The 13782-nt window shown below is 48.8% G+C and carries 15 protein-coding genes; 6 read left to right on the forward strand and 9 right to left on the reverse strand.

What is annotated here, in order from left to right; translation table 11 throughout:
• Nucleotides 1–8: 8 nt before the first annotated feature.
• Nucleotides 9–440, reverse strand: coding sequence for a YeeE/YedE family protein (locus AB8881_02680; GenBank protein XDZ63806.1), 432 nt, complete (start codon nucleotides 438–440; stop codon nucleotides 9–11).
• An 82-nt stretch (nucleotides 441–522) separates the two neighbouring features.
• Nucleotides 523–1422, reverse strand: coding sequence for an MBL fold metallo-hydrolase (locus AB8881_02685; GenBank protein ID XDZ63807.1), 900 nt, complete (start codon nucleotides 1420–1422; stop codon nucleotides 523–525).
• 285 nt (nucleotides 1423–1707) lie between these two features.
• On the opposite strand from AB8881_02685, the gene AB8881_02690 reads away from it, so the two are divergent.
• From AB8881_02690 to AB8881_02700, 3 genes are all read left to right on the forward strand, one after another.
• A complete protein-coding gene (locus AB8881_02690; GenBank protein XDZ63808.1) occupies nucleotides 1708–2001 on the forward strand; it encodes a DUF1330 domain-containing protein in 294 nt (97 codons plus the stop codon).
• A 71-nt stretch (nucleotides 2002–2072) separates the two neighbouring features.
• Nucleotides 2073–2945, forward strand: a complete 873-nt coding sequence (locus AB8881_02695; GenBank protein XDZ63809.1) for a TauD/TfdA dioxygenase family protein — start codon at nucleotides 2073–2075, stop codon at nucleotides 2943–2945.
• A 50-nt stretch (nucleotides 2946–2995) separates the two neighbouring features.
• A complete protein-coding gene (locus AB8881_02700; GenBank protein XDZ63810.1) occupies nucleotides 2996–3289 on the forward strand; it encodes a DUF1330 domain-containing protein in 294 nt (97 codons plus the stop codon).
• Between the two features lie 49 nt (nucleotides 3290–3338).
• Here AB8881_02700 and AB8881_02705 read toward each other — a convergent pair whose 3' ends face one another.
• Together AB8881_02705 and AB8881_02710 are read right to left on the reverse strand one after the other, a co-directional pair.
• Nucleotides 3339–3806 carry an acyl-CoA thioesterase gene (locus AB8881_02705; protein XDZ63811.1) on the reverse strand — a complete coding sequence of 156 codons (468 nt, stop codon included), beginning with the start codon at nucleotides 3804–3806 and terminating at the stop codon, nucleotides 3339–3341.
• Nucleotides 3807–3920: 114 nt separating this feature from the next.
• Complete coding sequence (locus AB8881_02710; protein XDZ63812.1) at nucleotides 3921–4589, reverse strand: dienelactone hydrolase family protein; 669 nt, start codon at nucleotides 4587–4589, stop codon at nucleotides 3921–3923.
• Nucleotides 4590–4958: 369 nt separating this feature from the next.
• Here AB8881_02710 and AB8881_02715 point away from each other — a divergent pair, with 369 nt between their 5' ends.
• Both AB8881_02715 and AB8881_02720 read left to right on the forward strand, forming a co-directional pair.
• Complete coding sequence (locus tag AB8881_02715; protein XDZ63813.1) at nucleotides 4959–5963, forward strand: aldo/keto reductase; 1005 nt, start codon at nucleotides 4959–4961, stop codon at nucleotides 5961–5963.
• 136 nt (nucleotides 5964–6099) lie between these two features.
• On the forward strand, nucleotides 6100–6585 hold the full coding sequence (locus AB8881_02720; protein XDZ63814.1) for a YajQ family cyclic di-GMP-binding protein: 486 nt from the start codon (nucleotides 6100–6102) through the stop codon (nucleotides 6583–6585).
• 245 nt (nucleotides 6586–6830) lie between these two features.
• Here AB8881_02720 and AB8881_02725 read toward each other — a convergent pair whose 3' ends face one another.
• The 5 genes from AB8881_02725 to AB8881_02745 all read right to left on the reverse strand — a co-directional run bounded on the left by AB8881_02725 (nucleotide 6831) and on the right by AB8881_02745 (nucleotide 12596).
• Nucleotides 6831–7775 (reverse strand): DMT family transporter, encoded by a 945-nt coding sequence (locus AB8881_02725; protein XDZ63815.1) that lies wholly within the window; start codon nucleotides 7773–7775, stop codon nucleotides 6831–6833.
• Between the two features lie 120 nt (nucleotides 7776–7895).
• Entirely contained in the window at nucleotides 7896–9023 is a 1128-nt protein-coding gene (locus tag AB8881_02730; GenBank protein XDZ64498.1) for a DUF6538 domain-containing protein, read from the reverse strand.
• 499 nt (nucleotides 9024–9522) lie between these two features.
• Nucleotides 9523–9963 (reverse strand): hypothetical protein, encoded by a 441-nt coding sequence (locus AB8881_02735; protein XDZ63816.1) that lies wholly within the window; start codon nucleotides 9961–9963, stop codon nucleotides 9523–9525.
• A gap of 183 nt (nucleotides 9964–10146) precedes the next feature.
• A complete protein-coding gene (locus AB8881_02740; GenBank protein ID XDZ63817.1) occupies nucleotides 10147–11805 on the reverse strand; it encodes a sensor histidine kinase in 1659 nt (552 codons plus the stop codon).
• Nucleotides 11806–11897: 92 nt separating this feature from the next.
• Entirely contained in the window at nucleotides 11898–12596 is a 699-nt protein-coding gene (locus AB8881_02745; GenBank protein ID XDZ63818.1) for a LuxR C-terminal-related transcriptional regulator, read from the reverse strand.
• Nucleotides 12597–12914: 318 nt separating this feature from the next.
• Between AB8881_02745 and AB8881_02750 the strand changes: the two genes are divergently transcribed.
• Nucleotides 12915–13781 (forward strand): inverse autotransporter beta domain-containing protein, encoded by an 867-nt coding sequence (locus AB8881_02750; protein XDZ64499.1) that lies wholly within the window; start codon nucleotides 12915–12917, stop codon nucleotides 13779–13781.
• The last annotated feature ends 1 nt before the right edge of the window (nucleotide 13782 follow it).

The raw sequence follows: 13782 nt of genomic DNA on the forward strand, positions 1-13782 counted from the left end.
GCTGCCGACTATATATGATTGACGATCGCGACGGTTGCCACCGCGCTTGTCATAAAGGCCATAACGGCAACGAATGAACGCGGCGAAAAGCGGGCAAGCCCACAAATGCCATGCCCTGATGTACAGCCCGATCCAATCGCCGTCCCCAGCCCAACCAGAAACGCCGCAATATAAAATTGCGGGCCAGCGGCAAAGGCCTGCCAGACAATCGGCGCTTTGATGACTGCCTGCCACGCAATCGGGCCGCCGACAACGCCTAATAAAAATGCTAACCGCCAGGTGCGGTCACCTGATGACGTGGCACCAAACAGCCCACCAAGAATGCCACTTATGCCCATTACCCGCCCTTGAAATGCCATCAGCAAGAGTGCCGCAAGACCGATAAGACAGCCGCCTAGAAACGCGCTAAGCGGGGTAAAACTTGCCCATGCAATAGTCATTTATTTTCCTTTGGTAACAATATTTTGTCGAAAAAACCCAGCGGAAAACAGTCATCTGGCACCGCTGAAAACAAGATCAGGATTATTTTCTAGGCTTTAGCCCTGAAATGGGAACTTTCAGATAAACGCCGCCATCAGGCTCGCTTGCTGGCATATGACCGGCTCGCATATTCACCTGAATTGACGGCATGATCAGCGTCGGCATGGCAAGAGTCGCGTCGCGTTTTGTGCGCATTGCAACAAAATCTGCCTCGCTGGCACCTTTACCAATATGGATGTTTTTTGCACGTTCTTCGGCAACGCTCGTCTGCCATGCCACCGCACGCCCACCGGGGCCATAATCATGGCAAACAAAAATACGCGTATCATCGGGAAGCGACAGAATTTTCTGGATCGACCGATAAAGCTGGCCCGCGTCCCCGCCCGGGAAATCGGCGCGTGCGGTGCCGCCATCTGGCATGAATAATGTATCCCCGACAAAAGCTGCATCACCAATAACATGGGTCATACACGCCGGCGTGTGGCCGGGCGTATGGATGACATAGGCCGGCATTTCACCAATCATGTACTGGCTGCCGTCCGTAAACAGCACATCAAACTGGCTTCCATCGCGTTGAAATTCGGTGCCAGCATTGAACATTTTGCCAAACGCTTCCTGCACCTCGACAATCTGCTGGGCGATCCCAATTTGCCCGCCGCGTTCCTGCTGGATATAGGGTGCTGCCGATAAATGATCCGCATGGACATGCGTTTCAATCAGCCATTCAACCGCCAATTGATGTTTTTGAACATAATCGAGAATTGCATCTGCGTGAGCATAGCCAATCGTGCCCGAGGCATAATCAAGATCAAGCACGCTATCAATAATCGCACAGGCATTACTATTCGGGTCTTTGGCCACATAGCTGATCGTGTTGCTTGCCGTATGGAAAAACCCTTCTACATGCGGGATGATTTGATCTGAATGATTACCAGATGGCATTTTTTAAAGTCTAGCCTCGCCTAAATTATATTTATAATCAGTTTATCAGAGATCAAAAAAATTGATATGACCTGCACTAATTTCTGCAAAATATATTACAGCAAAATCGGTTAGGCACGCAAAATATTTTCCAGTTGTAATTCATTTGATCGCCTGCCAAACTTTTACACATCCATAGGGTGTGTGCCGCGACATGGCATGTTCTTTCGTGATCCAGACATGGTTTTGATCCCGCAAAACCGAAGGTTTGGCTTTATTATGAATGCGGGCAAAACGGATTTTGAAATGCGCAAAGCTTATTGGATCAGCACCTACCAGAAAGTCATTGATGAAACTAAATTGGCCGCCTACGCAGCGCTGGCGGGGCCCGCAATTAGCGCTGGCGGTGGACGGTTTCTTGCCCGCGGCACGCCGACAAAGGCCTATGAGGCTGGCCTGCTTGAGCGCACGGTTCTGATCGAGTTTGACTCGCTTGAGACAGCCATTGCAACGCATGATGGCGCGGCTTACGGCGCCGCACTTGACGCGCTGGATGGGGGTGCGGTGCGTGAAATCCGTATCATCGAGGCGGCCGAGTAACCAGATAATCAAACAATAGTTCCCCTAAAGAATGGGGGCTTGGTCATTTATGAGGTTAATGGAGGCTTGCAATGGATTATGAAATTAAGCCACTGACCCAAGGATTTGGCGCAGAAATCTTTGGACTCGATCTTGCCACTGGATGCAGTGACAATCTTGCCCAAGATTTAGTCGGCGCGTGGAACGATGCCGGCGGCCTGATGGTGATCCATGGCCAGACCCTGTCGAGCGAGCAGCATATTGCGCTGTCAAAAAAATTTGGTCCGCTTTTTGGTGACCCGAGCGAAAGCCCTCTGCAAGACACGGTAAGCCGCTATATTCACCCCGACCATCCGGAAATCTATCGGGTGTCCAATCAGGTTGGCAAAGATGGTGCACCGAAAGGACGCAAAGGGGCTGGCACCTATTGGCATTCGGATGTGTCATTTCGTGACCGGCCAGCACAGGCGTCGCTGCTGCACGCCAAAACCATTCCACCGGTTGGCGGTGACACAATCTTTGCCGATCAGGCCGCAGCCTATGAGGCTCTGAGTGATGGCATGAAGGCCATTTTGGCACCGCTTTATGCATGGCATGATTTTGAAATGGCCGCGCGCACTCAATATGCCAAGCCGGTGATTGTTGAAAATGATATGGATGGAGGCAATCGGGCGCGTCATCCGCTGGTGCGCACAAAGCCCGAAACTGGCAGCAAGAGCCTGTTTGTAAATCCGGGGTTCACCTCGCATATCGACGGGCTTGATCCGGCCGAAAGCAACGCCATTCTTAACTTTTTGTATCAGCATTCGATCCAGCCACAATTTCTCTATCGGCATCGCTGGACCGAGGGGGACTTGCTCATCTGGGACAACCGGTCGCTGATGCATTATGCCGTGATGGATTATCCTGATGATGAGCCACGCTATATGGAACGCTGCACGGTAATCGGCGAGCGGCCGGCCTAGCTAGGCCACTAAAATCCATCGCTGTTCCGGTATTTTAAGAGGAAATGTCAATGCCCAAAGCCTATTGGATCACCACCTATCATAGCATCTCTGACATCAGCAAGGTCGAAGCCTACGCCAAGCTGGCAGGCCCCGCTGTCGAGGCGTGCGGCGGGCAGTATCTGGCGCGCGGCGTTGCCCAAGCGGTTTATGAAGCCGGCATTGCCGAGCGCACTGTTCTCAGTGTCTTTCCCAGCCTTGAGGCCGCTATCACGGCACATGACAGCCCCGGCTATGGCGCAGCCCTAGAGGCATTGGGCGATGGCGCGGTGCGTGAAATTCGCATCATCGAGGGGCTTGACTAGCGCGATAGATTTCGCTTTCCCGGGAGGCGCGCCCAAGCCCCGAAAACAATCAGCATGACTGGCCAGCGCCAACCACCAGGGCCGCACATTTCTCGCGGGTTACTGCATCAATCGGACAGGGGCGCTGATCATCGCTGGCAACGTTGACATGAACAAAAAACCCCGTTGCCGCCGTTGTATCAGCACCGGCCAGAAACAGCCCGACATCATATGTGATCGAGCTGCTGCCAATGCGGCGGATTGCAATCCCAACATCGACATCATCCGGATAGGCGACTTCAGTGAAGTAATCACAGCCCGATGATGCCACCAGAAACAGTGTTTCATCACCGGCAAGTGTTAGAATTCCCGAATCAATCAGGAATTTATTCACCGCGGAGTCAAACAGCTCGTAATAGACCGCATTATTCATATGCCCATATTGGTCATTATCACGCCAGCGTGTGGCAAAGCTGGTAAAGTGGCGATAGGCATCACGCCCTTTTGGATGCGGCCGCATGGTCTCTTTGGTCATCATCACCCCTTGGTTAAACTGCTTTTTTACCGGTCGCTATTCAGTTTTATGTTGGCATAACCGCGTCATTATCGCCTGACAAAAATCGCCGGATTACGACGGATAAGGACAAGCACATCACGCAAGGTGATTTTCCAGAAACGCCATGCTCCGGTTCCACGCCGTTGCCGCCGCCGCGGCATCATACTGGCCGCGATGATCGCAATTAAAGCCATGTCCGGCGTCATAGAAATAGGTTTCACTATTCGGCTGGGCAGCGGCAAAGGCACGCGCGCCCGCTTCGGGAATAGACGCATCAAGCAGGCCGAAATGCGCCATTACCGGACAGCTCGCCTCAAGCCCCGCCAATGCCGGCAACTCGCCGCCGTAATAGCTGATCGCCGCAGCAAGGCCGCTGGCACGATCACAAGCCATTCGCCACGCCAGCGATCCACCCCAGCAAAACCCAACGGCCCCCACCATGCCTGCAGACGCCACAAAATCAATCGCGGCCTTCACATCATCTTGGCTATTTGCATCGGCCTGTTCTTTCAGGCGCCGCCCCTCAGCAACGCCATCAGCATTATAAGCCAGCGCGATTGCTGGTCCAATCCGGTCGAAGAGCGCTGGCGCAATCGCAAGATAGCCCGCCGCGGCAAACCGGTCAGTGACCTCGCGGATATGCGGGTTCACCCCGAAAATTTCCTGAATTACCACCACCGCGCCTTTTGGCGTTGCGGCAGGGGTGGCAAGATACGCATCCAGTTGATGCCCGTCTGTTGCGGTTAAAATCACATTATTACCCATACTAACCTCTTTCCTGAACCAGACGCCCACTTACAGACCGCCAAGACACCGCATGATCGCGATGAAAACTGGTCATAGTTTGACCCAGCACCGCGGCAAAGACAATAATATTGGACGATAATATTGGGCATCAAAACCCGCCATCGACAGATTTGTCACCGCTTAGGGCTTGAAGCCGGTTTCCTCGCATGAAATAGTGATAAGGCAAGAAAGCAAAGCAAGAGCATGATCGCAGCAAGGCCATTCTGTAAGGCTATTTTGTGAGGCCATTCTGGCGGCACAGCGATAACAGCCCCTCCTAAACCCTTGTCAGCCCAAAATGCCCAGCCCATCATATTCAGCCCATTGTATCCAGCCGAGGAGAGTTTTATGCAAAAAAGACAATTAGGCAAAACCGGCCCGCATCTATCCGCCATTGGCATTGGTGCCATGTCTTTTACCGATTTTTACGGCAAAACCTCAGCGGCAGAATCGCATCAGGTGATGACGGCGGCACTGGATTTGGGGGTTAATCACATTGACACCGCCAATGTCTATGGTGGCGGCCTCAGCGAGACGGTCATCGGCAGTTTTCTGGCAAAGCAGGGGGCGCAAAAGACCAGCCTTTTCCATATTGCCACCAAAGCCGGCATCGCCGTCGACAAGGAAAGCGGGCGCCGTTATATCGACAATAGTCCGGCCTATCTTCAGGCCGAGCTTGACGCATCACTGGCGCGGTTGGGGCTGGATTATGTCGATCTTTATTATATCCACCGGCGCGACGCCGACACCCCGATTGAAGAGGTAACCGAAACGCTGGCGGCGATGGTAAAGGCCGGCAAGATTGGCGGTTTTGGCTTTTCCGAGATTGCCCCCACATCGCTTTATCGGGCCGCGGCCATTCATGATGTTGCGGCTGTGCAATCGGAATATTCGCTGTCGGTTCGCAGTCCGGAAATGGGGCTGGTGCAGGCGACAGCCGGATTGGGTGTATCGCTGGTCGCCTTTTCGCCGGTTGGCCGGTCTTTGCTGACCGACAAGCCGCATTCCGCCGACAGCGCCGCGGCCAGCGCATGGCTGAGGACCAATCCGCGTTTTATCGAACCGAACCTTTCCGCCAATATCGAGGCTACCGCCGGTTTCCGCAAATTGGCCGCCGAATTTGGCATGAGCGCCGCCGCGCTGGCGATAGCGTGGCTGTTGCATAAGGGCCCGCATATCATCCCGATCCCGGGCACAAGGTCGGCCGATCACCTTCGCCAGCATTGCGAGGGCGCGGCGAAATCATTGTCTGCCGATGATATGGCGCGGATCGAAACCGTGCTGCCAATCGGCTGGGCGCATGGCGACCGCTATTCAGACGGTCAATGGGTTGGCCCCGAAAAATATTGTTAAACAAAATATCATCGCCGCGACCATTTTAACGCATGGAAAGGGTCACTTCATTGCCCCTTTTTTCTGCTTTTGCTATCATCACCACATGATCACCGGATGATCTGTTCACGCGATCACCTTTCGAAAGGGTTGCCCTATGCCTAGTTTTGACATTGTGAGTAAGATTGACACGACCGCGGTCGATAATGCGCTGGCTGGCGTGACCAAGGAAATGGACGTTCGCTACGATTTCAAAGGCAGTAAATGTGAAGTTTCGCGCAACGACGAGACCATCCTGATCAAGGCCGATGATGAATTGAAACGCCGTCAGGTTGAGGAATTGATCGTCACCCACCTCACCCGCAAGGGCGTTGATACCAAGGCGCTGGAATTTGAAAAGCCGGAACAGGCTGGCGGCAATAGCGTTCGCCAGACGGTGCTGGTGCGACAAGGCGTGCATCGCGAGGTTGCGCAAAAGATCGTCAAGGCGATCAAGGGCGCCAAGCTGAAGACGCAGGCCGCAATTCAGGGCGATGAAATTCGCGTGTCAGGCAAAAAGCGTGATGATTTGCAGGCCACTATGGCGATGATCAAGGCACTGGATATCGACCTGCCGCTGCAATATGAAAATTTCCGCGATTAGGCAATTTTGACGATTAGGCTGAGCGTTAGCGAAATCAGGCCTTTGCCGGTTAACCCCTGCGATCAAATTACACGCAGCAAAAGAAACAAATACCCCACGCCCACCGCCGGTTAGCAACCGGCTGGCATTGATCAGCAAATATAGGGGAGATGGTGCGGCCGAGAAGGGTTAGCACCATTTTCCTTCTGAAACCCAAAGAAAATATAGCGATATGTCCATTTTATGCCCCTAGGTCGTACAAATGGTCACGTCCTTAAACTTGTTTTGACCGCAATGGGCTTATTTTTAACTCCCTCACGGAAAAATATATAAATCCCACTCAGCGTGATCAAAGTCATACCAACAAACGAAAAGTAGTCTGGGATTTCACCGAACAACCAATAACCATTAACTATCGCAAACACCAATAACACGTACTCAAACGGTGCAATTACAGGTGGATTTGAAATCCTGTAAGCGCTTGTAAGAAGCAGCATACCGCAGCTTCCGATGCATGCTATGGTCAAGATAGCTAAAATTGCATTCCAATCAGATATCACCCAAGGCCGCAGCAGATAGGCATAGCTTTTTGAAGTGCCAATATCTGGGCCTATCAGAGAGATTATGATTGAAGCGACAAGCCCTAGGATGCAACTACCCCAATACAAATGCATCATTTGCTGCCAAACGCTGTCTCTATCACGTGTATATTTAGCTATCATCATTGAGACCGAATATGTGAACGCCGAGACAAGCGGCAGCAAAGCGATCATTTCAAATTTGTTTGGGCTAGGTTTCACTATCAGAATAACACCTGCAAAACCGGTCAAAACCGCCCCTAAACGATGAAAACCAATGTGATTTTTGAACAAAAACTTTGATATTATCGTCACGAATATTGGGCTAAAGAAGAATAGACTAGTAACCTCCGCTAGCCCCATTTCGCTGAGCGCAAAATAAAAGCAAAGAAACCCAGAGAAAAATAGTATGACCCGGCATAAAGCTAGCTTTGGATAGGATGAAGTAAATAAAATAGGACGACCCGTTAGCTTCAAAAACGCTATAAGAATTGACCCGCCGATCAGTCCTCTGATTGTCATGATTTGGGGTAGTGAGGCTACATCAGCCAAATGCCTAACTAGTATGTCCTGAACACTGAATAGTGACATTCCAACCAAAATAAAGAGAATGCCACGCACATCATCGTTCATCGAGATCATCTCATCAGTTAATGAACCTCAAGATTGATTTAAAAAGCACGCTTAATCAATAATTTTATCAATAAAAACAGTCGTATAATGAACATTTAGTATCCTTTTTACGTCAAAGACTTATTCAAATCTACTCAGTGGTGCTGCCGCAGATGCTGGAAGGACGATAGCTTGCATCCATCGACTAGTGATCTCGATTTCGTAACCTTCCCCATAACTTTGACCCACGCCCGATGTCTTCCATCCATCCAGTTGATCAATGATGTCCGGCGGAAATTCGACAGCCCTGAGCCGATCGCGAAAACTGTGACGGAATGAATGGACAACACAGCCATCAGGAACTAACGGCCGCAGCCATTTATTTAACCCATTACTAGCGTAGTCCGACTTATTGCCTTCCGGTGAGAAATAACGAGGAAACAAAAAGTCACTTTCGGAAGACGCTTGAGCGCGTTTTATGCCCCACAGAGTGGCTCCAACGGCTGGAACGCGCCTTTGACTATTCTCAGTCTTTAGAGGCCTCCAAGGCCGCTCTGTGAGCGTTATAAGCGGTACTTTGCAATCCAAAGATATATCTTGCTTAGTGAGACCGATCGCTTCAGCTAACCGCATACGGCTGTCAGACAAAACAGCTATTAACCAACGCATCTCGTCATCTTTGCGTCGGCACTCTTCCTGAATAACTCGCAATTGCTCATACGGTATGGGCAAACGCCGAACAGGCTTGGCGCCGTTGCCATAATTCATGTTTGAGAAGGGGTTCACTGCATCAATAGCATTTTCAGTTGCGATGAAGTTCCATATGGCGCGAATACACTCAAAATTCCGTTTTACTGTGGCTTGCGCGACCCCTCTGGCAACAAGTGTATCGCTAAACCGAAATGCATCAGCACGAGTATAGGCCTTGATAGACTTGTTTCCAGAAACAGCCACTACCTCTGCTACCACTCGGCTTACATAACCACAGAACCGTTTATCGTCAGACTTACCCCTCATTTTACAACAAGTATCGGCAGCCTCTGTCAGTAACAGCACCTGTAGAATCCCTGATTTCAGGAAATCTGATGCGGCCACACCTTTTGGCAAAGTAAAACGTAAATCCTGCCATTCTTTTTCAAGCGACAGGACTATATCACTGGATATGCGAACGGCTTGCGCTCGGTCTCGCGTTCTCAACGATTTTTGGATAGAATGTTTCCCATAATGCGGCACAAGATCCGTTGGAATGCGGTTTTGAAGGTAGTAAATACCGCATTTGCGTTACAAATAAGGAGCTGAAACTTTCGTCATAAAGTACGACCATTTGTACGACCCTAGGGGCACAAAATGGACATATCGCTATATTTTCTGCGGGTTTCAGAAGGAAAATGGTGCGGCCAAGAAGAGGTTCGATGCCTTTCCCCTGCGCTAGCAAGTAACTGAATCTAGCTATAACAATAGCTTAACAGATCATCACATATGGTCAACTATCAAAACTTTGCCTGCAACCTTGCCTGAACCCAGTTTCGAGGGCCAAGAGCCAAGCCTCTCCAACATAGCGACTGGAACCTCCGCTCTCGGATCTCGAACCGGGGGGTTACTGAGGATGTTTCTGAGTTAGGTTTGGATTTGATTAGAGGGGGTGGGGCCGCAGGGCGCAGGGGCTTGCGTCTCAAGGGGGCGGTTTACTTGATTGGTTGGCAGGCTATTTGTTGTATTAATGTCAGTGATTTCTTTCAATACGACAATTTCACCAATTCTAAAGGTCTTACAATTTGTGATTTGCAATCGCAGAGTCATAACTTGACTGAAGGCTTTTTGTTATTTCTTTCAATTTTTCCTGAAACGCCTTTTCAGAGTCAAATAACTCACAATCAACAGAGACAACCGCTATTTCATCTCTCATGACCGACCTTCGACCAGTTTTGCGGTCGACTAAAATATTGGTTTCTTGACCGTTGTTGCTCAATGTCCAACTTATCGACGACGTGTTAGTTTCATATGGGACACCGTGGCGTGTTGCCTTCATCTCAATGCTGTCATTTTTTCGTTGCCAAGTATGCGTTGAGACCCGTTTTTCATCAAACCAATGCGCAACCAAAGATGATAACGGCTCATCACTCACCGCCCATTTAGATAAAAGATCCTCTGTTCTGCTGCAGATAAGGCCTTTTTCGGCGACTGCAGCATACGTCTGAATTGGTGCCATTGCGCTTACCATTAACAGGCACAGGGTAATAGAGAACAGGACTTTCATAGTTACGTTTAACGGCACAGCTTTACAAAATTATAGTCACAGGATTTCAACCTCAAAGACCTGCAACCAAACGTAAAAGAAAACCGCGCCTTTTTCTCCTTTCTGAATGATTGACTAACAGCGAATGACCAGTTTTTAGGGCAAATGAATGGTCATAATTGCCCCACCAGAAATCGGCGTAAGGTCAATTTTTGCGTTTATTTTTCTGGCGCGCATCATCATGTTATTGATACCAAACCCACCTTCGCGGTTGCCTTCAAAGCTTTTGCCGCCAGTATTTTCAATGGTAATGTTGAACTGGTTTTCGGCGGTTTTGCTGGCTGAAACAACCAAGGTTTTACAATCTGCTCGCACAATCGCGTTATGAAGTGCCTCTTGGAAGATGCGCGTAATTTCAAGAATAATGACCGAACTGCTTTTTGGATAACCCATCAAGGCAAGAATTGACCAATCAACCTGGATCTTCTCTTGTGGAATATGATCGACGATTTGCTGTCGCAATGTGCCAAGTGCAGAAAATAAATCTTCGTCAGATGCCTCGCGCTGACCAAGAATGACTCGAATTTCATTAATGGCAAAGCGGCTAAGCTTTTGAATGTCTGCAAGCGCAGTTTTCTGCTTTTCCTGCGATAAAATATTTACGATCGATAGGTAATTCAAAACACCATCATGCAGTTCTGAATGGACTTTTAGCATGGCTTGCGATTGCGACCGTTCTTTTTCCAAAATCAAATTATTGGCGGCAAGTTGGCTTCGTGAGTGCGCAACCCCGCTGATATATAACGTGCCAACGCAAAGAATGACGGCAACCGTACCCGCATGCACCAAGATAATGCCGTCAGATATCAGCCCAAACCGATATGCAGCGTCATGTCCCAATGTCACCAGGATGGCCATCATCGCGGCAAAATAAATACCTGAATTATTATTCCCAAGCCAAAAAAAGCGATGAAAACTTTTTGCCAAAACATAAAGAACAACCAGCAGCAGGATAGGAAGCGTCAAATATAAATTGGCAAGTTTCATCAGGGTTACTGATTGCGATCCGAACAACAGTAATGCAACAAATACGACGATTGCCGCGCCAAGATGCGATTTATTGATTGGTGGTTTGGACGGGTCAAATATGTTGTTGCCAAATTGAATCAGCCCAAAAGCAGCTAATGACATGAATGTGACTAAATAGGGAAAAGCATCAATGAGGGATGGAAACGCATTTCCGAAAATCCCAATCCCACCAATGATAAGTGCCGTCATAATAAAGATCGGTGCAACAGCGTCAGCATATACCAAGCCAAACGCAACAAGGGTGATCAGAACGATAACGATGAAGATTTCAGTGCCCCACAATGCAGCACGCATATTTTCGTAATAAACCGTGTTACGCTGTGCAGAGACGGCGAGTGAGGTTTCCTGTCCAAAATATATTTTGGACATAGTGACCGAACCAATTCCCTTGTTTTCGATTGAAAAGCTTATGTCAGGCCGGTGCTTTCCGTCTGTTTTGGGTAATTGAATAAGAGCATCAGGAATGCGAAGACCGCTATGCCAATATTTCTGAGTGTCACTGTCAAAGAATTGAGTGCCATTGGCGAAAAATTTCAGACGCCCTTCGTAAAAAGGAATGTAAATGGTATCCGTGGTGATGGGATCGTATCGATCAATGCTCAGATTTCCCTGAAGGCGAACCGGGGTATCAGTGCCATGCACGACCTCAGAAACAGGCAGGCCAATGCTGTGCGCCAAAGTGGGCGCGGCGTTAAATTCTTCAATAACGAAGTCATATTCAGACACGTTCAAAAACGCCTTTGGCGCCCAAAAACACATCAGGGGGCCCAAAATTGTGAGCATAACAACTAGAATTTGGCTTTTGGATTTTCCCCACACTAGTTCAGTAATCCCAAGTTCCGTGCTTCAAAAACAGCCTCTGAGCGATTATTCGATTGCAGCTTTCGATAAATATTACGGATATGAACTGGCACTGTCGTTGGTGCAAGAGATAATGTTGTGGCCACTTCAGAATAGGAAAGCCCACGTGAAATGAGATTCAGAACCTCTAATTCGCGCGATGATAAAATTTTGGCTTTTTGTTTTGGCTCGGCTTGACCTTCGGGCGTGCGGCCCGCCTTATTCCGGAAAAGGCTAGCAAGCTGCGCGTCGTTACCATTATTCTGAAGGGTGGCGACAATCTTATTTGCAATCGATGGCGAGATAGGTGAATCTCCAGCCATTGCTGTTTTGATAACTGTAATGATTTCAGACGATTCATCGCCCTTGTGAATATAGCCAACAGCGCCATCAGTAATCGCTTGCAGAATAACCGCACTATCCATTGATGATGAAATAACAATTGAGATCGCTGTATCGACTGCGGTTGAAAACCCCTTGATGCTTTGGTTTCCTCGCCCATCTGGCAAATCAAGATCAGCAAGAAGAATATCAATATGATGGTTTTCCAAACAGGCTAAAAACTCGGCATTGTCTGAACATGTAAAAACCTGCTGAACGTGATCCCAATCTTTTAGGACACGCGCAAATCGCCGCTGTAAATATAAATCATCTTCTAAAACGGCAATATTGATCATTCTTCGCTCTCTTGCATTCGTGCGCATTTATCTAGACGTGTTTTTTCAAGCTGTGCAAACAATCTAACTAGTTTTTGGTGCGAGCTACCATATCCGTAGTATTGAACGACTGGCTAATTTGCTGATGGTTAGTTTGGCAAAAAAATAGCTATTTACATGCTGGAGTCGTAAATTATGAAAAAGTCCCAACTTGCTGGCAGTGTTCTTTTGCTGTCACTGACTGGCTGTTCTTCAATCGGCAGCGGTTGGAACAACACGGTCGACTTTATTTTCGGGCCGGAGGATGGCGCGGGTCAACGTCAAGAAGCCGCTGCCAAGATGGCATCTGATGCGGCCACTAGTGCCAACCCAGAACAGGCTTTGGTCGATAATATCGTCAAGAAAAGCGTTGATAAAGCCGCTATGTCAACTGCGGCTGCCATCGACAATTCTATGGCCTATTCCAAAACTGACATCAGCATAACCGGCATTAAAAGTAAAAAGACACGTTATGCGATTACCAATGTCAAGGGCTTTGAACCAAGCGATAATAGCCATGCGCAAACATTCATGCAGTCATCGTTAACTAACGCTAATTCAAGAGCTGTTTTGAATTTGGGTTTGGGGCGCCGTTATCTTAGTGATGATGAGAGCGTCATTACTGGCGTCAATGCCTTTTTGGACTATGACCCAAAATATGGACATCAGCGGGTCAGCATTGGGGCAGAGTTAAAATCCTCGGCGTTTGAATTAACCGCAAATAACTATAAAGCCCTAACCAAATGGAAAAAAGGCAAAAGCGGCAATCAAGAACGAGCGCTGGACGGACATGATATCGAGCTTGGCGCACAAATCCCCTACATGCCGGCTGCAAAGCTTTATGTGAAAAATTGGAAATGGAAGGGCGAAGACGGCGCTGGTGACACCAAGGGTAATACCTACAGTTTAGCTTTCTCCCAGTTGATAAATGGTGTTCAAGTTGAGCTTGGCCGCAGAGATTATGATGGACTTCAAAAAGATGAAAATTTTGGCCAATTAACCTACACCATTCCAATGGGGAGTGCGCCTGCGCAGTCTAGCCAGCCATTATTCTCAAGTGAGATGTTTGAAAGCGCGTCGATGAAAGACAAAATGCTCGATAAGGTTCGGCGTAATAACGCAATTGTAATCCAAACTAAGTTCGTTGCTGCGGTTGGTGGAGTTTAAT

This window comes from Alphaproteobacteria bacterium LSUCC0396 (assembly GCA_041228345.1).
In the GTDB taxonomy this organism is placed as follows: Bacteria; Pseudomonadota; Alphaproteobacteria; order Puniceispirillales; family Puniceispirillaceae; genus UBA3439.

Coding starts and splice junctions, on each gene's coding strand:
- AB8881_02680 (XDZ63806.1), bottom strand. CDS start 440: ATGACTATTGCATGGGCAAGTTTTACCCCGCTTAGCGCGTTTCTAGGC.
- AB8881_02685 (XDZ63807.1), bottom strand. CDS start 1,422: ATGCCATCTGGTAATCATTCAGATCAAATCATCCCGCATGTAGAAGGG.
- AB8881_02690 (XDZ63808.1), top strand. CDS start 1,708: ATGCGCAAAGCTTATTGGATCAGCACCTACCAGAAAGTCATTGATGAA.
- AB8881_02695 (XDZ63809.1), top strand. CDS start 2,073: ATGGATTATGAAATTAAGCCACTGACCCAAGGATTTGGCGCAGAAATC.
- AB8881_02700 (XDZ63810.1), top strand. CDS start 2,996: ATGCCCAAAGCCTATTGGATCACCACCTATCATAGCATCTCTGACATC.
- AB8881_02705 (XDZ63811.1), bottom strand. CDS start 3,806: ATGATGACCAAAGAGACCATGCGGCCGCATCCAAAAGGGCGTGATGCC.
- AB8881_02710 (XDZ63812.1), bottom strand. CDS start 4,589: ATGGGTAATAATGTGATTTTAACCGCAACAGACGGGCATCAACTGGAT.
- AB8881_02715 (XDZ63813.1), top strand. CDS start 4,959: ATGCAAAAAAGACAATTAGGCAAAACCGGCCCGCATCTATCCGCCATT.
- AB8881_02720 (XDZ63814.1), top strand. CDS start 6,100: ATGCCTAGTTTTGACATTGTGAGTAAGATTGACACGACCGCGGTCGAT.
- AB8881_02725 (XDZ63815.1), bottom strand. CDS start 7,775: ATGAACGATGATGTGCGTGGCATTCTCTTTATTTTGGTTGGAATGTCA.
- AB8881_02735 (XDZ63816.1), bottom strand. CDS start 9,963: ATGGCACCAATTCAGACGTATGCTGCAGTCGCCGAAAAAGGCCTTATC.
- AB8881_02745 (XDZ63818.1), bottom strand. CDS start 12,596: ATGATCAATATTGCCGTTTTAGAAGATGATTTATATTTACAGCGGCGA.
- AB8881_02750 (XDZ64499.1), top strand. CDS start 12,915: ATGGCATCTGATGCGGCCACTAGTGCCAACCCAGAACAGGCTTTGGTC.